General features: G+C 60.0%; 22 protein-coding genes. 7 read left to right on the top strand and 15 right to left on the bottom strand.

Annotation, left to right across the window (positions count from 1 at the left end):
* Positions 1-80: 80 nt before the first annotated feature.
* From thrC to xerD, 4 genes are all read right to left on the bottom strand, one after another.
* On the bottom strand, positions 81-1,490 hold the full coding sequence (gene thrC / locus ACW9HX_RS23510) for a threonine synthase (protein WP_457382436.1): 1,410 nt from the start codon (positions 1,488-1,490) through the stop codon (positions 81-83).
* Positions 1,491-1,599: 109 nt separating this feature from the next.
* A complete protein-coding gene (locus ACW9HX_RS23515; protein WP_249485295.1) occupies positions 1,600-2,904 on the bottom strand; it encodes a homoserine dehydrogenase in 1,305 nt (434 codons plus the stop codon).
* A gap of 132 nt (positions 2,905-3,036) precedes the next feature.
* Positions 3,037-3,768, bottom strand: a complete 732-nt coding sequence (gene dsbC / locus ACW9HX_RS23520; RefSeq protein WP_166221095.1) for a bifunctional protein-disulfide isomerase/oxidoreductase DsbC — start codon at positions 3,766-3,768, stop codon at positions 3,037-3,039.
* A gap of 143 nt (positions 3,769-3,911) precedes the next feature.
* The gene (gene xerD / locus ACW9HX_RS23525; protein WP_457382437.1) at positions 3,912-4,808 is read right to left on the bottom strand and encodes a site-specific tyrosine recombinase XerD; all 897 of its coding nucleotides are present in this window, start codon (positions 4,806-4,808) and stop codon (positions 3,912-3,914) included.
* Positions 4,809-4,915: 107 nt separating this feature from the next.
* On the opposite strand from xerD, the gene ACW9HX_RS23530 reads away from it, so the two are divergent.
* Positions 4,916-6,727, top strand: coding sequence for a cation:proton antiporter (locus ACW9HX_RS23530; RefSeq protein WP_457382438.1), 1,812 nt, complete (start codon positions 4,916-4,918; stop codon positions 6,725-6,727).
* Positions 6,728-6,841: 114 nt separating this feature from the next.
* Here the strand turns inward: ACW9HX_RS23530 and ACW9HX_RS23535 are convergent, their stop codons facing one another.
* The 6 genes from ACW9HX_RS23535 to ffh all read right to left on the bottom strand — a co-directional run bounded on the left by ACW9HX_RS23535 (position 6,842) and on the right by ffh (position 11,078).
* Complete coding sequence (locus ACW9HX_RS23535) at positions 6,842-7,255, bottom strand: acyl-CoA thioesterase (protein ID WP_114881518.1); 414 nt, start codon at positions 7,253-7,255, stop codon at positions 6,842-6,844.
* 91 nt (positions 7,256-7,346) lie between these two features.
* Positions 7,347-7,697 (bottom strand): 50S ribosomal protein L19, encoded by a 351-nt coding sequence (gene rplS, locus ACW9HX_RS23540; RefSeq protein ID WP_003175895.1) that lies wholly within the window; start codon positions 7,695-7,697, stop codon positions 7,347-7,349.
* A 45-nt stretch (positions 7,698-7,742) separates the two neighbouring features.
* Positions 7,743-8,495, bottom strand: a complete 753-nt coding sequence (trmD, locus tag ACW9HX_RS23545) for a tRNA (guanosine(37)-N1)-methyltransferase TrmD (protein ID WP_096819250.1) — start codon at positions 8,493-8,495, stop codon at positions 7,743-7,745.
* Positions 8,496-8,497: 2 nt separating this feature from the next.
* Positions 8,498-9,034 (bottom strand): ribosome maturation factor RimM, encoded by a 537-nt coding sequence (rimM, locus tag ACW9HX_RS23550; protein ID WP_085688896.1) that lies wholly within the window; start codon positions 9,032-9,034, stop codon positions 8,498-8,500.
* A gap of 5 nt (positions 9,035-9,039) precedes the next feature.
* Positions 9,040-9,291 carry a 30S ribosomal protein S16 gene (gene rpsP / locus ACW9HX_RS23555; protein ID WP_003198088.1) on the bottom strand — a complete coding sequence of 84 codons (252 nt, stop codon included), beginning with the start codon at positions 9,289-9,291 and terminating at the stop codon, positions 9,040-9,042.
* 410 nt (positions 9,292-9,701) lie between these two features.
* Positions 9,702-11,078 (bottom strand): signal recognition particle protein, encoded by a 1,377-nt coding sequence (gene ffh, locus ACW9HX_RS23560; protein ID WP_096819246.1) that lies wholly within the window; start codon positions 11,076-11,078, stop codon positions 9,702-9,704.
* A 209-nt stretch (positions 11,079-11,287) separates the two neighbouring features.
* Between ffh and ACW9HX_RS23565 the strand changes: the two genes are divergently transcribed.
* The 3 genes from ACW9HX_RS23565 (at position 11,288) to ACW9HX_RS23575 (ending at position 14,906) form a co-directional block, all read left to right on the top strand.
* The gene (locus tag ACW9HX_RS23565) at positions 11,288-12,100 is read left to right on the top strand and encodes a cytochrome C assembly family protein (RefSeq protein WP_457382439.1); all 813 of its coding nucleotides are present in this window, start codon (positions 11,288-11,290) and stop codon (positions 12,098-12,100) included.
* Between the two features lie 12 nt (positions 12,101-12,112).
* Positions 12,113-13,354, top strand: coding sequence for a transporter associated domain-containing protein (locus tag ACW9HX_RS23570; protein WP_457382440.1), 1,242 nt, complete (start codon positions 12,113-12,115; stop codon positions 13,352-13,354).
* A 235-nt stretch (positions 13,355-13,589) separates the two neighbouring features.
* Positions 13,590-14,906, top strand: coding sequence for an MFS transporter (locus tag ACW9HX_RS23575; protein WP_457382441.1), 1,317 nt, complete (start codon positions 13,590-13,592; stop codon positions 14,904-14,906).
* A 46-nt stretch (positions 14,907-14,952) separates the two neighbouring features.
* On the opposite strand, the gene purT is transcribed toward ACW9HX_RS23575, so the two are convergent.
* From purT to ACW9HX_RS23600, 5 genes are all read right to left on the bottom strand, one after another.
* The gene (gene purT / locus ACW9HX_RS23580) at positions 14,953-16,134 is read right to left on the bottom strand and encodes a formate-dependent phosphoribosylglycinamide formyltransferase (RefSeq protein WP_457382442.1); all 1,182 of its coding nucleotides are present in this window, start codon (positions 16,132-16,134) and stop codon (positions 14,953-14,955) included.
* 100 nt (positions 16,135-16,234) lie between these two features.
* Complete coding sequence (locus tag ACW9HX_RS23585) at positions 16,235-16,702, bottom strand: preQ0 transporter (RefSeq protein WP_457382443.1); 468 nt, start codon at positions 16,700-16,702, stop codon at positions 16,235-16,237.
* A gap of 230 nt (positions 16,703-16,932) precedes the next feature.
* Positions 16,933-17,142 (bottom strand): DUF1289 domain-containing protein, encoded by a 210-nt coding sequence (locus ACW9HX_RS23590; RefSeq protein WP_457382444.1) that lies wholly within the window; start codon positions 17,140-17,142, stop codon positions 16,933-16,935.
* Complete coding sequence (locus ACW9HX_RS23595; RefSeq protein WP_457382445.1) at positions 17,139-17,663, bottom strand: gamma carbonic anhydrase family protein; 525 nt, start codon at positions 17,661-17,663, stop codon at positions 17,139-17,141. The genes ACW9HX_RS23590 and ACW9HX_RS23595 overlap by 4 nt, the downstream gene beginning before the upstream one ends.
* Before the next feature lie 47 nt (positions 17,664-17,710).
* Positions 17,711-18,310: a CoA pyrophosphatase gene (locus ACW9HX_RS23600; protein WP_457382446.1), complete on the bottom strand. Its 600-nt coding sequence runs from the start codon at positions 18,308-18,310 to the stop codon at positions 17,711-17,713.
* Between the two features lie 147 nt (positions 18,311-18,457).
* Between ACW9HX_RS23600 and ACW9HX_RS23605 the strand changes: the two genes are divergently transcribed.
* The 3 genes from ACW9HX_RS23605 (at position 18,458) to ACW9HX_RS23615 (ending at position 20,639) form a co-directional block, all read left to right on the top strand.
* Positions 18,458-19,009, top strand: a complete 552-nt coding sequence (locus tag ACW9HX_RS23605; protein ID WP_457382447.1) for an NUDIX hydrolase — start codon at positions 18,458-18,460, stop codon at positions 19,007-19,009.
* A 100-nt stretch (positions 19,010-19,109) separates the two neighbouring features.
* The gene (locus ACW9HX_RS23610; protein WP_457382448.1) at positions 19,110-19,625 is read left to right on the top strand and encodes a L,D-transpeptidase family protein; all 516 of its coding nucleotides are present in this window, start codon (positions 19,110-19,112) and stop codon (positions 19,623-19,625) included.
* A gap of 282 nt (positions 19,626-19,907) precedes the next feature.
* Positions 19,908-20,639 (top strand): GntR family transcriptional regulator, encoded by a 732-nt coding sequence (locus ACW9HX_RS23615; RefSeq protein WP_457382449.1) that lies wholly within the window; start codon positions 19,908-19,910, stop codon positions 20,637-20,639.
* Positions 20,640-20,666 lie beyond the last annotated feature (27 nt).

Here is a 20,666-nt window from a genome sequence, read left to right on the forward strand (position 1 = left end):
GCGAAACCCGAGCAGTGTGGCATGCAAAAACAAGAAAGCCCGTCAGGAGACGGGCTTCAAAATGTGACAGCTTTCAGGGCTTAAAGCGGCTTGCCGCGATTGCCATGCTGACTGACAAAGGCCTGCACGGCTTTCAGCTCGTTTGCCAGAACTGTGCAGCGCTCTTCTCTCTCAAACAAATCAGAAAGATGTGCAGGTAGTTCGAGAGCTTTTCCTACACCGGCTTTTTCCACGGCATCCGGGAATTTGACCGGATGCGCCGTGCCCAGGATCACCATCGGGATATCCAGGCTGCGACGGCATTCGCGTGCGGCTTTCACACCGATGGCCGTGTGCGGATCGAGCACTTCGCCAGTCTGTTCGTAGACTTCGGCGATGGTTTCGCAGGTTTGCGCATCATCCACGGCCAGAGAGTCGAACAGTTTGCGCGCTTCGGTCCAGCGCTCCTGCTCGACGCTGAAACCGCCACCCTGCTTGAACGAATCCATCAGACCGGCAATCGCAGCGCCGTTGCGACCGTGCAGGTCGAACAGCAGGCGTTCGAAGTTCGACGAGACCATGATGTCCATCGATGGCGACAGGGTGGCGTGCAGGGTTTCCTTGACGTACTGGTTGCCACTCATGAAGCGGTGCAGGATGTCGTTGCGGTTGGTGGCGACGATCAACTGGTTGATCGGCAGCCCCATGTTGCGCGCCAGGTAGCCGGCGAAGATATCGCCGAAGTTGCCGGTTGGCACCGAGAACGACACCGAGCGCGCCGGGCCGCCCAACTGCAGGGCTGCGTGGAAGTAGTAAACGATCTGGGCCATGATCCGCGCCCAGTTGATCGAGTTCACTGCGACCAGACGCGTGCCCTTCAGGAAGCTCTGGTCGGCGAAGCTGGCCTTGACCATCTCCTGGCAATCGTCGAAGTTGCCTTCGATGGCGATGTTGTGGATGTTCTCACCGAGGATGGTGGTCATCTGCCGACGCTGCACTTCGGACACACGGTTGTGCGGGTGCAGGATGAAGATGTCGACGTTTTCGCAGTGCTTGCAGCCTTCGATGGCGGCCGAACCGGTGTCACCGGAGGTGGCGCCGACGATCACCACACGCTCGCCGCGCTTTTCCAGCACGTAGTCGAGCAGACGGCCTAGCAGTTGAAGGGCGAAGTCCTTGAACGCCAGGGTCGGGCCGTGGAACAGCTCCAGCACCCACTCGTTACCATTCAGCTGACGCAGCGGCGCAACGGCGTTGTGCGAGAACACACCGTAGGTTTCTTCGAGAATCTTTTTGAAATCGGCGTCCGGAATGCTGCCGGTCACGAACGGGCGCATGACGCGGAAGGCCAGCTCGTGATAAGGCAGGCCGGCCCAGGAAGCGATTTCTTCCTGAGTGAAACGTGGCAGGTTTTCCGGGACGTACAGACCGCCGTCGGTGGCGAGACCGGCCAGCAGGACGTCTTCGAAATTCAGGGCCGGTGCCTGGCCGCGGGTACTGATGTAACGCATAGGGGCAAACCTTCGGTTTGAGCTCCAAGCTACGAGTTACAAGCCTCAAGTAAAAGCCGGACTGCTTTTCTCTTGTCGCTTGCAGCTCGAAGCTTGCAGCTGTTTCTGTTTAGTTCAAGTGCTCGACACGGATCCGCACGACCGGACCCACCACGCCCGCCAGGGCTTCAAGGGCGGCGATCGCATCGTTGATGTGCTGCTCCAGCACGCGATGGGTCAGCAGGATCATTGGCACCAGGCCGTCGTGTTCCTCGACTTCCTTCTGCATGATCGACTCGATATTGATACCGCGCTCCGAGAGGATGCTCGCCACCTGAGCGAGTACGCCCGGATGGTCCTTGGCCTGGATGCGCAGGTAGTAGGCGCTTTCACAGGCTTCGATCGGCAGGATCGGGTGGGCCGACAGCGAGTCCGGCTGGAAGGCCAGGTGCGGTACGCGGTTTTCCGGGTCGGAGGTCATGGCGCGAACCACGTCCACCAGATCGGCGATCACCGACGATGCGGTCGGCTCCATACCGGCACCGGCGCCGTAGAACAGGGTCGAACCGGCAGCGTCACCGTTGACCATCACCGCGTTCATCACACCGTTGACGTTGGCGATCAGGCGATCGGCCGGGATCAGCGTCGGGTGTACGCGCAGCTCGATACCGGTGGCGGTGCTGCGTGCAACGCCCAGGTGCTTGATACGGTAGCCCAGCGCTTCGGCGTAGTTCACGTCGGCAGTGGTCAGCTTGGTGATGCCTTCGGTGTAAGCCTTGTCGAACTGCAACGGAATGCCGAACGCGATCGAGGCCAGAATCGTCAGCTTGTGCGCCGCGTCGATGCCTTCGACGTCGAACGTCGGATCGGCTTCGGCGTAACCCAGCGCTTGTGCCTCGGCCAGCACGTCTTCGAAGGTGCGACCCTTCTCGCGCATTTCGGTGAGGATGAAGTTACCGGTGCCATTGATGATCCCGGCGACCCAGTTGATACGGTTGGCGGACAGGCCTTCACGGATCGCCTTGATCACCGGAATGCCGCCGGCTACCGCCGCTTCGAATGCCACGATCACGCCTTTCTCGCGTGCCTTGGCGAAAATTTCATTACCGTGAACGGCAATCAGAGCCTTGTTCGCGGTGACCACATGCTTGCCATTCTCGATGGCCTTGAGTACCAGCTCGCGGGCAACGGTGTAGCCGCCCATCAGCTCTATCACGATGTCGATCTCAGGGTTCGTGGCCACTTCGAAGACATCGTTGGTAATCGCAATACCGGTCGTCTGGAACTGAGGCTTTGGCGTGCGCATGGCAATTTGTGCCACTTCGATCCCACGCCCGGCACGACGAGCAATTTCCTCGGCGTTGCGCTGAAGTACGTTGAAGGTTCCGCCACCGACGGTCCCTAACCCACAGATGCCTACTTTGACCGGTTTCACTGTGAACTCCCCATAAAACGGCCGACCCGAGGCCGGCCGTGAAAACAACCGCGCAATCGCGGCTCTCTATTGATGGCCCGGCCATGTTGCCGCCGGACCACGCTCGTCAACGCCTGAGCGTGACGATGCGAATTACTTCGCGCCCAGCGCCAGTTTGGCGACTTGTGGCGCAGGCTGATAGCCCGGAATGACTTGTCCGTCAGCCAAAACGATGGCCGGCGTGCCGTTCACGCCGATCGACTGACCGAGAGCGAACTGTTTGGAAACCGGGTTTTCGCACTTGGCGGCCTTGATTTCCTTGCCATCGACCATTTTGTCCATGGCGGCTTTCTTGTCTTTGGAGCACCACACTGCTTGCAGCTGTTCATCACCCGGCGAGCCCAGGCCCTGACGCGGGAACGCGACGTAGCGCACTTCGATGCCGCGCTTGTTCAGCTCAGGCACCTCGGCGTGCAGCTTGTGGCAGTACGGGCAGGTAGTGTCGGTGAAAACGGTGATGTGCGACTTGGTTTCACCCACGGCCGGGTAAACCACAGTCTCGGCGACTGGGATTGCATTGATCAGTTTGGAAATGCCCAGGCGTTCGGTCTTCTCGGTCAGGTTGACCGGTTTGCCGTCCTTGAGCTGGAACAGGTAACCCTGAACGATGTACTGGCCGTCGGCGCTGGCGTACAGCACACGGCTGCCCTTGAGCTTGACTTCATACATGCCCGGCAACGGGCTGGCGCTGATGCTTTCTACCGGAACCTCGAGTTCCAGTTTTTCCAGGCTTTGACGAATGGCTTTGTCGGCCGCGTCATCGGCGACGGCAAAGGTGCTGACCAACGCAATGGCTGCGGCGGCGAAAATCTGGGTCAGACGCATGAGAACTCCTGAAGGCGGGCAAATGGAACGATCAGAACGCCCGTGCCGGAACACCGGGTCATAACCGTCCATCGTGCAAACCGGCAAAGCCTACCACATAAGGTTCGCGTGACCGAATGCGCCTGTCGCAAGACAAACGGCGCTCAGCCGCGCGGGTGATGTTTGGCATGCAGATCCTGCAACCGCGCCCGGGCGACGTGAGTGTAGATCTGCGTGGTCGACAGGTCGCTGTGCCCCAGCAGCATCTGCACCACCCGCAAGTCGGCGCCATGGTTGAGCAGGTGCGTGGCAAAGGCGTGACGCAGCGTGTGCGGCGACAGCGATTTGCCGATGCCGGCGACCTTGGCCTGATGCTTGATACGGTGCCAGAAAGTCTGCCGAGTCATCTGCTCGCCGCGCTGGCTGGGAAACAGCACATCGCTGGGGCGCCCGCCCAACAGCTCGCCGCGACCATCGCGCAGGTAGCGCTCGACCCAGACAATTGCTTCCTCACCCATCGGCACCAGTCGCTCCTTGCTGCCCTTGCCCATCACCCGCAACACGCCCTGACGCAGATTGACCTGCTCCAGGGTCAGACTGATCAGCTCGGTCACGCGCAAGCCGCAGGCATACAACACCTCCAGCATGGCGCGATCACGCTGGCCGATGGCATCGCTCAGGTCTGGTGCCTTCAGCAGCGCTTCGACGTCGGCTTCCGACAGGGATTTGGGCAATGGCCGACCGAGTTGCGGCATATCCACGCGCAAGGTCGGATCGACCGAAATCAGTTTTTCCCGCAGCAAATAGCGATAAAAGCCACGCACACCCGAGAGGAATCTCGCTGTGGAGCGCGGTTTGTAATTCTGTTCCAGGCGCCAGGCCAGATGATCGAGGATCAATTCACGACCCGCGTTGATCAGCTCGAGATTTTTCTCCTGCAGCCAGCCGTTGAACAGTGCGAGATCACTGCGATAGGCGTCGCGGGTGTTGTCGGAAAGACCTTTTTCCAGCCATAGGGCGTCGAGAAACTGGTCAATCAGCGGGTGGTCGATGGCAGACATGGGCGCCCAAGACACGCAGGCTTGGCACTGCGCGCAAATAAAGAGTGAACGGTTGAAATGGCCGCTAGTCTTTCATAGCCCGCTATTTCAAGGAACAGGGAGCTTCAATGAACGAGCAGCAAATTCTGTTGGCCTTCGGCGGTATCGGCGCTGCCGCGCTGGGCTGTCAATGGCTGGCATGGCGCCTGAAACTGCCGGCGATTCTGTTTCTGCTGCTGACCGGCATTCTGGCCGGCCCCGTGCTGGGCTGGCTCGACCCTCAGGAAATGTTCGGTCCCCTGCTGATGCCTTTGGTGTCACTGGCGGTGGCGCTGATTCTGTTTGAAGGCAGCCTGACCCTGCACCTGTCGGAATGGCCCGAGATTGGCAGCGTCGTGCATCGCCTGGTGACCCTCGGCGCGCTCTCGACCTGGATAGTGATTGCGGTCGCGACCCACTGGCTGTTGGGTTTCGACTGGCTGCTGGCCATCCTGTTCGGCAGCCTGACCCTGGTCACCGGGCCGACCGTGATCGTGCCAATGCTGCGCGTGGTGCGGCCGAAGGCTTCAATCGCCAACATCCTGCGCTGGGAAGGGATTGTGATCGATCCGATCGGCGCGCTGCTCGCGGTGGTGGTCTACAGCTTCATCATTGCCCGGGCCGAAGGTCACGGCCTGGAGCAGAGCCTGCTGACGTTCGGCGGGGTGATTGTCTGCGGCAGTGCGTTCGGCATCGCCGGTGGCTGGCTGCTCGGTACGATTATTCGGCGCCAGTGGTTGCCGGAGTATTTGCACAACCTGGCATCGCTCGCCGCGGTGCTGGGAATATTCATTGCGGCCAACCAGACCATGCACGAGTCCGGTCTATTGGCGGTGACGCTGATGGGCATGTGGCTGGCGAACATGAAAGGTGTGGATGTGCGGCACATCCTGCACTTCAAGGAAAATCTCAGCGTGCTGCTGATTTCCGGACTGTTCATTCTGCTGGCGGCGCGACTGGATCTGAACGCGCTGATCGGCCTCGGGCCGCTGGTGCTGATTCTGTTGCTGGTGATTCAGTTGATTGCCCGCCCCTTGAATGTCGTACTGAGTACAGCAGGCTCCAGCCTGAGTTGGCGTGAGCGTGCACTGTTATGCTGGATTGCCCCACGCGGGATCGTCGCGGCGGCGGTCTCGGCGATCTTTGCGATTCGCCTGGATGCTGCCGGCCATGAAGGCGCGTTGTTGCTGGTGCCGCTGACCTTTGCGGTGATCATCGGCACCGTCGTGCTGCAAAGTGCGACTGCGCGGCCATTGGCGCGCCTGTTGAACGTTGCGGAACCAGCGCCCAGCGGCTTCCTGATCGTCGGGGCGAACAGTCCTGCGCGCCTGCTCGGCAAGTCATTGCAACAACTGGGCAGCCGGGTGCTGCTGACAGATTCAAGCTGGGAAAATATCCGCGCAGCGCGCATGGATGGCTTGCCGACCTACTTCGGCAATCCGGCCTCGCAGCATGCCGATGCGCATCTGGACCTGGTCGGACTGGGGCATTTACTGGCGCTCTCACCGTCGGGCGAACTCAACACGTTGGCAGCCATGCGTTTTCGTCATGACTTTGGCCATCAACGCCTGTTCGGGCTGGCCAGCGGTCAGGAGAGCCGTCGCAGCGACAAGCATCGCGCGAGCCTTGAACATCGTGGCAATCAACTGGGAAGCGAGGCGCTGACTTACGCCAGACTGGCGAGCCAACTGAGCCAGGGCGCGGACCTCTACAGCACCACGCTGACCGACGGTTTTGGCTGGGACGACTACAACGCATTGCACGGTAATCGCGCCACCCTGCTGTTCATGCGCGATGACAGCGGCTGGGTGCATGTGGTGACGCCGGAAACCGTACTGAAACCGGGGCCGGGGTGGACGTTGCTGGCGCTGATTCAGCCTGAGATCAGCGGCGGCGCATAAATCCAATCGCGGGCAAGCCCGCTCCCACAGATTTTGTGTTGTCCGCTGATGTTGTGTTCGACACGAACCCTGTGGGAGCGGGCTTGCCCGCGAATGCCGCGACTCGGTGCCGGGTCAGGCGGCGAAGCCCGGCAGCACTGGCACTGGCCGCTTGTCATCGTCAATGGCAACAAAGCTGAACTGTCCGTGGATCGCCTTCTCGCGCCCATCGCAGCTCATGCTCTCAACGAACACTTCCACCTCGACCTTGAGACTGGTGTTGCCGACCTTGATCACTCGCCCGACCAGTTCGACGATAGAACCTGCCGGTATCGCGTGATTGAAGTCGATACGATCGGTCGATACGGTCACCAAAGGCAATCGGCAGAACCGGGTGGCGGTGATGAAGGACACTTCATCCATCCAGGCCAGTGCAGTGCCGCCGAACAGCGTGTTGTGATGGTTGGTGGTCGGCGGGAAGACCGCTTTGGTCACGCGGGTCACCGAGAGCTCGGTGCGGCGTTCGATTTCTTGCTCACGAGATGTCATGGATACGGCCTGAAGCAGTAGTGCTGTGGATAAATTGCGGACAACAAAAAAGCAGCCCGTAGGCTGCTTTTTTCTGCATCGGAAGCTGGACTTAAGCCAGTTTTTCCTTGATGCGAGCTGCTTTACCCGACAGGTCGCGCAGGTAGTACAGCTTGGCTTTACGTACGTCACCGCGACGTTTAACAGCCATGCTGTCGATCTGCGGGGAGTAGGTCTGGAAAGTACGTTCTACGCCAACACCGTTGGAGATTTTACGAACGGTGAACGCACTGTTCACGCCGCGGTTACGCTTGGCGATTACAACGCCTTCGAACGCTTGCAGACGGGAACGATCGCCTTCCTTCACTTTCACCTGAACGACAATGGTGTCGCCCGGGGCAAAGGTAGGGATTTCTTTGGTCATCTGCTCTGCTTCGAGTGCAAGGATGATTTTGTTGGTCATGCTGTGCTCCTAAGGTAAATCGTCGGACTTACCATCGATACGTTGTTAACTATCGTCCCGCTCGCGGATGTATTCCTCGAGCAGCTTCTTCTCTTCTCCAGAAAGCGAGCGGCTTTCCAGAAGATCGGCGCGTCGTTCATAGGTCCGACCAAGGGACTGCTGTAAACGCCAACGCCGGATGTGTGCGTGATTGCCACTTAGCAATACGTCGGGAACACGCTGATCCGCATACACCTCCGGTCGGGTGTAGTGCGGGCAATCCAGCAAACCATCCGTGAAGGAATCTTCCTCCGCAGAGTCCGCATGCCCTAAAGCTCCAGGCAGCAGTCGTGTAACCGCATCTATCAGGACCATCGCCGGCAGCTCGCCGCCAGACAGGACATAGTCCCCAATCGACCACTCTTCATCGACATGAGCTTCAATAAAACGCTCGTCAATGCCTTCATAGCGACCGGCAATCAGGATCAATGCATCCGATTTAGCCAGTTCGCGTACCGCCGACTGAGTCAGTTGACGGCCTTGGGGGGACAGGTAAATCACCTTCGCCGCCTCCCCGGCTGCTGCCTTGGCCTGAACCAGAGCATCTTCCAGGGGCTTGATCTTCATCACCATGCCCGGACCACCGCCAAACGGGCGATCGTCCACAGTGTGATGCCGATCCGTCGTGTAATCCCGCGGATTCCAACAGGTCAGCTGCAAGAGCCCCTGTTTGACCGCACGACTGGTGATGCCGTAGTCGCCGATGGCGGAAAACATCTCGGGAAACAAACTGATCACTTCTACGCGCAAGTTAGCCACGCTTAGAAGTCCGCGTCCCAATCCACCTTCATCTCGCCTGCTGCGAGGTCGACTGCCAACACACATTGCTCCGTATAGGGCAACAGGCGTTCGCGATCATCCAGGCTGCCAGCGCAAGGCTTGACTACCATTACATCATTGGCGCCGGTTTCCAGAAGATGATCGATTTTCCCGAGCAATTGCCCAAGGGTGTCGATGACCTTCAGACCTTCCAGCTGGTACCAGTAGTACTCGCCTTCGGTCAATTCAGCGAACAGATTGCGCGGCACGCAGATCTCGTAACCGGCCAGAAGACGAGCTTCTTCACGATCATCAAGACCCTTGAGCTTTGCGACCAGGAACTTGTCGCTCCCGCGTCCACTGACCAGCTCGACCTGTTTGACATTGCCTTCGCGCTTTAGCGTCCAGGTTTTGTACTGCAACAGGTTTTCAGTCGGATCAGTAAAGGAATAAACCTTCACTTCGCCACGAACGCCGTGAACAGAATAAATTTTGCCAATAACGATCAAATCATCGGCAACAGCAGGCGTCGCGTTCATATTGCTCAGGCCGCAGCCTTAGCCGATTCCTTCAGCAACTGAGCAACACGCTCAGAAGGCTGTGCACCAACGCTCAGCCAGTAGGCAACGCGCTCTTGGTTCACGGACAGACGAACTTCCTGACCACGTGCAACAGGGTTGAAGAAACCAACCTGTTCTTTGTGGGAACCGTCACGCGGGTTGCGGGAGTCGGTTACGGTCAGGTGGTAAAACGGGCGCTTTTTGGAGCCGCCAAGGGCAAGACGGATTGTTAGCATGTGAACATCGTTCCTGTAGTCGGTGCTGCAAATCTAAATGCACAGCGGGCATGGGTGCCCGAAAGGCCGCATATTCTAAGGAATATCCGGACTTTTGCAAATGACTTTTTCCGGCGCCTATGGCATGCCGTGCAGATTTGCATATAGGGCCGTCGTTTAAAACGGCCGGTCAGCTCCCGCCGAGTGCGGGTTTGCTGTTGATCCTGCGTCCTTGCAGGGTCTGCGCCGGTGCGACGACCGGCGAGAGTCTAGTGTCCCGTCTCATCCATTTCGCTCACTTTTGGCGAGTGGCTGATGCCCTCAAGCAAGGCGCCGCGACGAGTCATAGCCCGCTATGGCGAGGAGCGGCAACGCAGCATGAGGGCATCAGACGCCGCCATAAGTGAGCAGAATGGGTGAGACGGGACACCTTACATTTTTGGCATGCCGCCGCCGGGCAACATACCGCCCATGCCGCGCATCATTTTCGCCATTCCGCCCTTGGCGGAGAATTTCTTCATCATCTTCTGCATCTGCTTGTGCTGCTTGATCAAGCGACCGATGTCCTGCACCTGAGTGCCGGAACCCATGGCGATCCGGCGCTTGCGCGAACCGCTGATCAGCTCAGGGTCACGGCGCTCGGCCGGGGTCATGGAGTTGATGATGGCTTCCATCTGCTTGAACTGCTTCTCTGCCGCGTTCTGGGCATTGCCCATTTGCGACAGGTTGACGCCGCCGATGCTCGGCAGCTTGTCCATGAGGCCGCCGAGGCCGCCCATGTTCTTCATCTGTTGCAGCTGATCGCGGAAGTCTTCAAGGTCGAAGCCCTTGCCCTTCTTCAGCTTCTTGGCCAGTTTGTCGGCCTTGTCCTTGTCGAGGGTCGCTTCAGCCTGTTCGATCAGGCTGAGCACGTCGCCCATGCCGAGGATCCGCGAAGCGATACGCTCCGGATGGAATGGCTCGAGCGCTTCGGTCTTCTCGCCCATACCGATGAACTTGATCGGCTTGCCGGTGATGGCACGAACGGACAGCGCGGCACCGCCACGGGCGTCACCGTCGACCTTGGTCAGGATCACGCCGGTCAGCGGCAGTGCATCGCCGAAGGCCTTGGCCGTGTTGGCGGCGTCCTGACCGGTCATGGCGTCGACCACAAACAGGGTTTCAACCGGGTTGATCGCGGCGTGCAGCGCCTTGATCTCGCCCATCATCTCTTCGTCGATATGCAGACGACCGGCGGTATCGACGATGACCACGTCGATGAACTTCAGTTTTGCTTCTTTAATAGCCGCGTTGGCGATGTCGACCGGCTTCTGGCTCAGGTCGGACGGGAAGAACGTCACACCAATGTCGTTGGCCAGGGTTTCCAGCTGTTTAATAGCAGCGGGACGATAGACGTCCGCCGACACGACCATGACCGACTTCTTCTTGCGCTCTTTAAGGAAGCGCGCCAGCTTGCCGGCGGTAGTGGTTTTACCGGCACCCTGCAAGCCGGCCATCAGTACGACGGCTGGCGGCACGGCACTCAGGTTCAAATCTTCGTTGGCCGCGCCCATCAGGCTTTCGAGTTCGGCCTGGACGATCTTCACGAACGCCTGGCCCGGCGTCAGGCTGCGCGACACCTCGGTGCCGACAGCGCGCTCCTTGACCGAGTTGACGAAGTCCTTGACCACCGGCAGGGCGACGTCGGCTTCGAGCAACGCCATGCGCACTTCACGCAGAGTGTCTTTGATGTTGTCTTCGGTCAGCTTCGCCTTGCCGGTGACATGGCGCAGCGTCTGCGAGAGACGGTCGGTTAAGTTTTCAAACATTGCGCGATCCTTTCAGGCCCTGTGTAGACCGGGATAATGGCGGCCCAGACCGGAATCAACATGTGCTCGGCGAGCCTGCGGCGTGGGCAGGTCGCGGATTATAGCGAAGACTGCGTCTGGCGGACACCTCGCTGTCAGCTTGCCGGTCTTTCGTGCCATGGCGGTTCTATGCCAAACTCAGCGCCTTTCGGGCTTGCCTAACAGGATTTATGCTCCCCTTGTCACCGAGTTTGCTGACCACCCTCGCCGCCGCCCTTCTATACGCCGCTGCGACTCTCTATCAGGGCACCCGCCTGGCCACTGGCGCCAAGGCCAACAAGCGCCTGCTGGTCTCGCTCGGCGTGCTCGCCGTGCTGGCCCACAGTGCCAGCCTGCTGACTCACCTGCTGACGCCGATCGGTCTGGGCCTGGACTTCTTCAGCGCTTCGAGCCTGATTGCCGCAGCGGTCATCGCCCTGACCCTGCTGGCCTGCTCGCGGATACCGGTGGAAAACCTGCTGGTCCTGTTGTTCCCGCTGGGTGCGATTACCGTGTTGCTGGCGCAGTTTGCGCCGACCGGCACCGTGCAGATCATCGACGAAGAGCCGGGCATCCTCGCGCATATCCTGCTGTCGATCCTCGCCTACGGCATGTTCACCATCGCGGTATTCCAGGCCTTGCTGCTGCTGGTGCAGGATCACCAGCTCAAGAACAAGCACCCGTCCGGGCTGATCAAGAACTTCCCACCACTGCAAACCATGGAAAGCCTGCTGTTCGGTTTCCTCTGGGCCGGCTGGACGCTGCTGTCCCTGTCGCTGATTTCCGGCTGGCTGTTCGTCGAGAACCTGTTTGCCCAGCACCTGGTGCACAAGACCCTGCTGGCCTGCCTGGCCTGGGTCGTGTTCAGCGTGCTGTTGTGGGGCCGCAATCGCCTGGGCTGGCGCGGTCACAAAGCGATCCGCTGGACCCTCGCCGGTTTCTGCCTGCTGATGTTGGCGTATTTCGGCAGCAAACTGGTCCGTGAATACATCCTGCACATCTGACGGGCGGCATAAATGGACGGTTTGCCCATAGGGCCGATGCTCGCGGTTTTTGTCCTGCTGATTCTCTGGTCGGGGTTGTTTACCGCCATCGAAGTGGCGCAGCAGCATCTGCTGGCGCAACGCAACGCTTCGCGCGCCAGCGACAAACCACTGGCAAAACTCAGCTTCCCGCTCGACAGCCTGATCCTGTGCAACACCCTGTGCCGCGCCCTCGCCGTGGTGCTTGCCACGCTGCTGGCGATTTTCCTCTGCGAAGAAAACGGTCCCTGGGCAGCCTGCCTGGGAGCCGGCGCCCTGCTGCTGGTGTTTGCCGACTATTTCCCGCGCACCCTCGCACAACGTTATCCGGACGCCGTGCTGTCATTCGGCAATTCGTTGCTGGCTGTTCCGCTGAAAGTGATCTACCCGTTCGCATGGCTGCTGAGCGGCATCAGTGGTTTGCTGTTGCGTCCGCTGGTGCGCAAGCCCCAGGTCGTGCAACAGAGCGAAGATGACGCTCCCGCAGATCGCCATGACGACGCGGAACACCCGTCACGCCCCCACCCGGTTTCCGGCATCCATGCGCTGGACAACATCACGGTCAACGACATCCTGGTGCCTCGCAGTGACGTCGACGGCATCAATCTTGATGACCCGATCGAAGAGATCATCGAGCAATTGCGCCACAACAAGCGCACCCGCCTGCCGGTCTTCCACAGTGACATCAACCAGGTCGAGGCCGTCCTCAACACCCGGCAGATCCGCCACTTGCTGGACAATCACGCCCTGACCCGCGAAGCGCTCCTCGCCGCCAGCTACGAGCCGTATTTCGTCCCGGAAAGCACGCCGCTGCAACTGCAGTTGCTGAACTTCCACAAGCAACAGCGGCGCCTGGGCATGGTGGTGGACGAGTACGGCGAAGTGCTGGGGATCGTGACTCTGGAGGACATCCTCGAAGAAATCGTCGGCGAATTCGAAAGCGAGCACAGCCTCGACAACCCGCATATTCATCCGCAGGCCGATGGTCGCATGGTGATCGACGGCGCCGCCTCGATCCGCGAACTGAACAAATGCCTGGGCTGGCACCTGCCCAGCGATGGCCCCCGGACTCTCAACGGTCTGGTGACCGAAGCGCTGGAAACCATTCCGGAAAGCGCGGTCTGCCTGAAGATCGGGCGCTATCGCCTGGAAATTCTCGAAACCGAGGAAAACCGCGTGAGCAAAGTGCTCATTTGGCACACCAGCTCGGCACCGGCGCTCACACCCGTGCGCTAGCTCGCCCCTTGTTCAATCGTTAGCCACCTTCCTATAATCGGGGCGCTTACCCAAGCCCCGCCGAACCGCGTGCTTACCCCGCACCCGACTGGTTCCGGCCGGTTCATCGCCGCTTTCCGCATCACACCGACGACTGTTCCTACTCGAAACAGCGCTCGTGCCTAATCCCATATCCCTGGGTGTTCGACCATAATAATTCGCTCCAACGGAGCTCATGACTGTCAGGGATCACCGCATGACGACCAGTACCGCTTACAGCGACACCGCGCCTGCCCAACCGACCAACTCCACCACCCGCGTGGCCACGGCGAGTTTCATCGGCACGGCCATCGAGTTCTACGACTTCTACGTCTACGCCACCGCCGCCGCACTGGTGATCGGGCCGGTGTTCTTTCCGCAGACGTCCGGCACGGCGCAGATGCTCTCGGCATTCCTCACCTTCGGTATCGCCTTCCTCGCCCGCCCGCTGGGCTCGGCATTGTTTGGTCACTTCGGCGACCGTATCGGACGCAAATCGACACTGGTGGCTTCACTGCTGCTGATGGGTGTCTGTACCACCCTGATCGGCGTGCTGCCGGGTTACGACAGCATCGGTGCGTGGGCGCCGATCCTGCTTTGTGTGCTGCGCTTCGGCCAAGGCCTTGGGTTAGGCGGCGAATGGGGCGGCGCAGCGCTGCTGGCCACCGAAAACGCCCCGAAAGGCAGACGGGCATGGTTCGGCATGTTCCCGCAGCTAGGCCCTTCGATCGGCTTTCTGGCGGCCAACGGCCTGTTCCTGACCCTGGCCATGACGCTCAATGACGAACAGTTCCGCAGTTGGGGCTGGCGGATTCCGTTCCTGCTCAGTGCGGTGCTGGTGATGGTCGGGCTGTATGTGCGCCTCAAACTTCACGAAACACCGGTATTCGCCAACGCCATCGCCCGTCAGGAGAGAGTGAAAGTGCCGCTGGTCGAGCTGTTCAGCCAATACTGGGCGCCAACACTGCTGGGAGCGGCAGCCATGGTGGTTTGCTACGCGCTGTTCTACATCTCGACCGTATTTTCCCTGAGCTACGGCGTGTCGACGCTGGGCTACAGCCGCGAGACATTCCTCGGGCTGCTGTGCTTTGCGGTGCTGTTCATGGCGGCCGCTACGCCGTTGTCGGCCTGGGCCAGCGATCGATACGGGCGCAAACCGGTACTGATCGTCGGCGGCGTGCTGGCAGTTCTTTCCGGGTTTCTGATGGAGCCGTTGCTGACTCAGGGCTCGACCTGGGGCGTGGCGTTGTTTCTGTGCATCGAGCTGTTCCTGATGGGCGTGACATTCGCCCCGATGGGCGCCCTGCTGCCGGAACTGTTTCCGACGCACGTCCGCTATACCGGCGCCTCGGCGGCCTACAACCTCGGCGGGATTGTCGGAGCCTCGGCGGCGCCGTTCTTCGCGCAGAAACTGGTGGCGATGGGTGGTTTGAGTTACGTCGGCGGGTATGTGTCGGCGGCCGCGGTGCTCAGCTTGATTGCTGTGCTGTGCCTGAAGGAGACGCGCCATAACGACCTGAATCAGGTGTCGTAGGCGCAATGACCGCTCCCGCACGGGCGGGAGCGGTCAGATAGCGAGATTACAGCTCTACAACGACAGCCTGAGAAGCACGGGTCGCTTTGGCACGAGCGGCCTCGATCGACTCATCACGCGCCAGGGCCACGCCCATGCGACGCTGACCATTGACCTCAGGCTTGCCGAACAGACGCAGCGCGGTATCCGGCTCGCTCAGTGCAGCGCCGAGGTTGGCGAATGCGGTCTGGGTCGACTGACCTTCCACCAGAATCACCGCTGATGCCGATGGGCCGAACTGACGGATCAGCGGCACCGGCAGGCCAAGGATTGCGCGGGCATGCAGGGCGAACTGCGACAGGTCCTGGGAAATCAGGGTCACCAGACCGGTGTCGTGCGGACGCGGCGAAACTTCGCTGAACCACACTTGATCACCCTTGATGAACAGCTCGACGCCGAACAGGCCACGGCCACCCAACGCTTCGGTCACCGCTTTGGCAACGCGCTCGGATTCAGCCAGTGCAATCGGGCTCATGGCCTGAGGCTGCCAGGATTCCTGGTAGTCGCCCTTTTCCTGACGATGGCCGACCGGTGCACAGAACGTGGTGCCGCCGATATGACGCACGGTCAGCAGGGTGATTTCGTAGTCGAAATCGATGAAGCCTTCGATGATCACCCGACCTTTGCCGGCACGACCGCCTTCTTGCGCGTAATCCCAGGCTTTCTGCACGTCATCGGTGCTGCGCAGCAGGCTCTGGCCTTTGCCCGACGAACTCATCACTGGTTTGACGACGCACGGGAAACCCAGGTCCTCAACGGCTTTGCTGTAGTCCTCGAAGGTATCGGCGAAGTGGTAAGGCGAAGTCGGCAGATCCAGCTCTTCGGCGGCCAGACGACGGATGCCTTCGCGGTTCATGGTCAGTTGAGCGGCGCGAGCGGTCGGGATCACGGTGAAGCCTTCGGCTTCCAGCTCCACCAGGGTGGCAGTGGCGATGGCTTCGATTTCCGGCACGATGAAGTGCGGCTTTTCGGCTTCGATCACCGCACGCAGGGCGGCGCCGTCGAGCATGTTGATCACATGGCTGCGATGGGCAACCTGCATGGCCGGCGCATTGGCATAACGGTCAACGGCGATCACTTCAACGCCCAGGCGCTGCAGCTCGATCACCACTTCCTTGCCCAACTCACCACAGCCACACAGCAATACGCGGGTCGCGGTCGGCGACAATGGAGTTCCGATACGGGTCATCTCAGGTCCTCAAAGAAGCGGATCATCGAGGGACGCGGCCAAAGGCGCACTTCCCATGGGGAGAAAGCGCGGCATTTTACATGAACCTGAGGGTTTGGCTTCAGCCGGCGACAGCCTGTTTGCGCTCGCGCCAGGTCATGATCAGCCAGACGGCCGTGACACCGGCGAACTTCGAGGCCAGGGCCGTGATGATCACCGGCGGCGTCAGCAGGTCGATCATGCCGAAGAAGATGAAGGTATCGAGGGGAATGCTCAGCGCCGAACTGATCCACAACCGGTCACGCAACGGGCGTTTGGTGACGGTAAACACCAGCCAGTCGATGCACTCTGAGACCGCGAACGCCGTGGCGCTGGCCAGCGCAATCGACGGATCGGAAGTGACATAGGACAGCACCAGCGCCGCCAGCATCGCCGCAATCGCGCCGTGGCCGAAACGGATCTGCACCATGTCGCGCAACACGAACACCAGCCCGCCCCAAGCCGACCAGATGATGTCCAGGTGCGGTGCGGTGGAGAAGGCGAAGTTGATCAGCACGACACTGCTGATGTAGGCGATGAGGAAGAGCATGAGATGGCCTTTGAATTTGGCGCACAGATTACTGGACCCGTAGATCAAGAGCCACCCCCTCACCCCAGCCCTCTCCCCCAGAGGGGGCGAGGGGGAAAGGGAGCAGATCGGGGGCTTTTCAAATCTTGAGTTCGACTCGATAGCTCAGGTCGGCGTATAGCGAAAGACACCTCGGTCAGTCCCCTCTCCCTTCGGGAGAGGGTTAGGGTGAGGGGCAACTCCAAAGTCGATCACAACTTCGGCGGCAACATCCAGACCAGCCCACTGGCCTTCGCCCGCTCATGACACAACCCGAGCACCACCCGCCGTTCGTCGTTGGTCATCCGGCTCCAGCGGGTGATTTCCTCGACCGTGCGCTGGCAACCGGTGCAAATGTCATCCTCGTCCAGCGCGCAAATGCTCACGCACGGCGAGGCGACAGGTCTTTCCGGGGTTGTCATTCTTCCTGCTCGACCAGATCGCGCGCATAGCGCTGAGAGTTATGCACATAGTGCGCGGCACTGGCTTCGAGCATTTTTTTCTGTTGCTCGGTCAACTCACGCACGACTTTGCCCGGCGAGCCCATCACCAGCGAACCGTCGGGAATTTCCTTGCCTTCACCGATCAGCGAATTGGCGCCGATGATGCAGTTCTTGCCGATCTTCGCGCCGTTGAGGATGACGGCGTTGATACCGATCAGGCTGTAGTCGCCGACCGTGCAGCCGTGGAGCATGGCGTTATGGCCGATGGTCACGCCAGTGCCGATGGTCAGCGGATAGCCCATATCGGTGTGCATCACCGTGCCATCCTGCACGTTGCTGTTCTTGCCGATCAGGATCAGTTCGTTGTCGCCGCGCAACACGGCGTTGAACCAGACGTTGGCGCCCTCTTCCAGTTTGACCTTGCCCACCAGCACGGCGCTGGGGGCGACCCAGCTCTGCGGATGGGTTTCGACGCGGGCGTCGCCCAGGCGGTATTTCATCTTGTTTTCCTCAGGGCTCACGATGGCTGGCCATTTGACCAATGGCTTCAGGTATTGATGAAGCTTTTCGGCGGCTGGTGCAGGCTGATTTTGGCGTCATAGAGCAGGTTGATCAACTCGACGATCATGATCGCCGTCAGCCCCCAGATCTTGTATTCGCCGTAACGATAACTCGGCACGTACCAACTGCGACCCTGATAGTCGATGCGATGGGTGTGTTCACGCGGGTCCTTGCGGAAGAACTCCAACGGCACGCTGAACACCGCAGCAATCTCCGCATCATTGGCCAGGTATTCGACGAAATCGGGAATCACCCCGACATAAGGTGTGACCTTGATGCCATGCAGGGAAATCAATGGACTGAGCGGACCGATCACTTCGACCAGGCCGGGTGGCAGGCCGATTTCTTCTTCGGCCTCACGCAGCGCGGTGAAGATCAGATCCGGATCTTCCGGATCCCGTCGTCCGCCGGGAAAGGCGACTTCGCCACCGTGGGTCGAGAGCCCGCTGGCGCGCAAGGTAAGGACAAGCTCGGGTTCGTCACTGCGAGTAATCGGCACCAGGACAGCGGCCTCGGGGAAACGCGTGTCGGTCTCCAGCGTGCGCGGCGTGTGATTGCTTACCCGGTGCAGTAGCTCGTCCAGCATAAGTGTTCTCGATCTGTGCCTTACCCTGCATCATGCACCAATCATTGCGACCGCCCAAGCCCCGAACGGGCACCATGTCGCGAAACGACAACTTGCCGACTGACACCGCTGCACGCCAAGATAGGCGCAGCATTCAGGAACCCCAGCATGAAATTTTGCAGCCAGTGCGGCAACCCGGTAACCCAGCGCATTCCCGAAGGCGACTCGCGGCTGCGATTTGTCTGCGACAGCTGTCAGACCATTCACTACCAGAACCCCAATATCGTGGCCGGCTGCGTGGCGACCTGGGGCAGTAAAGTCCTGCTCTGTCGCCGCGCCATCGAGCCGCGTCTCGGTTACTGGACGCTGCCCGCCGGCTTCATGGAAAACGGCGAGACCATCGAGCAGGCCGCCATCCGCGAAACCGCCGAGGAAGCCTGCGCCCGGGTACGCAACCTGAGCATCTACACCCTTATCGACGTGCCGCATATCAGTCAGGTGCATGTGTTCTTTCGCGCAGAGTTGGCGGATCTGGATTTTTCCGCCGGCCCCGAAAGCCTCGAAGTGCAACTGTTCGACGAAGCGCAGATTCCATGGGACGAGCTGGCTTTCCGCACGGTGGGCCGTACCTTAGAATGCTTCTTCGCTGACCGCCGCGCCGAGATCTACCCGGTTCGCTCCGAATCGATTCCACCGCTCGCGCAGCCAGCCATCACTTAATCTCGTCGCCGCCCGGCCGATACACAAGGTGCGGGCTGCAAGAGCGTCTGCATAACATCTATAAATAAAGTATCGGCTTCATTCCTGGGGAATCGTTTCAATGCGTTGGTTGCTTGCCCTGTTCTGCCTGTCGTTCGTTTCGGTAACGCAAGCGTCATTCGTGACCACCGTGACGCCATCCAACACGCCTCTGATCGAAAAAGTACTGGTGCTCAAATCGGCTCATCAACTGCAGTTGATCGCCGACGGCAAACCACTCAAGACTTATCGTATTTCTCTGGGCAAGGGCGCGAAGAAAGGCCCGAAACTGATTGAAGGCGATAAACGCACACCGGAAGGTTTCTATTGGATCGACTGGCGCAAAACCAGCGACAAATTCAATCTGTCGATGCACATCTCCTACCCGAACATCGCCGATTCTGCCCGCGCCCGACGTGAAGGCGTCGAACCTGGCGGGATGATCATGATCCACGGCACACCGGATTCGGAAGAAACGCCGGAAGACCTGTTCCACACGCTGGACTGGACCGATGGCTGTGTCGCCATGCGTAACGTCGACATGCGCGAAGTGTGGAATATGGTGCCGGACGGCACGATGGTCGAAATCCGCCCTTAACGACCTGCCTTTGGTCGCTCACGAAAAATAAATCAAAAGATCGCAGCCTGCGTCAGCGCCTACCGGAGTGATACCACTGCGAACCGTAGACGTTGACGCAGGCTGCGATCTTTTGCTTTGCAAAGTCCACCTCTAATACCACTTCAAGACAACCCTCCAGAAACCCGCCACTTCATTGGGCTAGCGGCCATTTCCCCGCGTTGACATGGTATTCAAGTGGTATTAATTTCCGCCCCACAAGCGAGCCACAACAATCCTATACTCGCGCCGGAAATGACCAACATGAACGACCTGCACGCCCTACGTCCAGATGACTCACAGCCGACGCCGCTGTACCTGCAACTGGCGCGCAATCTGGAATCGGCAATTCATGCCGGCCAGTGGAAAGCCGAACAGGCGATGCCGTCCGAGCGCAATCTCAGCGAGCAACTGGGCATCTCCCGGGTCACCGCCCGCAAAGCGCTGGAGGTCTTGCTCGATCAAGGCCTGATCCGTCGCCTGCAAGGCTCCGGCACGTTCATCACCCCACGCCTTGAACAACCGCTTTCGCGCCTGTCGGGCTTCAGCGAAATGCTTCGCCTCAAGGGCTTTGTGCCCAGCTCGCAATGGCTGGAGCGTGAAATCACCCTGCCAACCCACGAAGAACTGATCCGCCTCGGCCTGTCGCCGAACGACAAGGTCGCGCGCATGAAGCGCCTGCGCAAGGCGGACGACACGGTAATGGCCATCGAGATGAGCACCCTGCCCGCCTCGGTCATGCCCAAGCCTCAGGTTGTGGGCGATTCGCTCTACGAACACCTCGACAGCATCGGCAAACCGATCGTGCGCGCCTTGCAGCACATCCAGGCCATCAACGCCTCGGACGAGTTCGCCGCGCTGGTCGGCATCGCCCCCGGCACCGCGATGCTGCTGATGACCCGGGTCGGCTACCTGGAAGACAACACGCCGATCGAAGTCACCGACACCTATTGCCGCAACGACTACTACGACTTTGTTGCAGAGCTTCGCCGCTGATCAGCAGCCAAGCCAAACGAGAGAAGC

The organism is Pseudomonas sp. SDO52101_S400 (genome assembly GCF_054071635.1).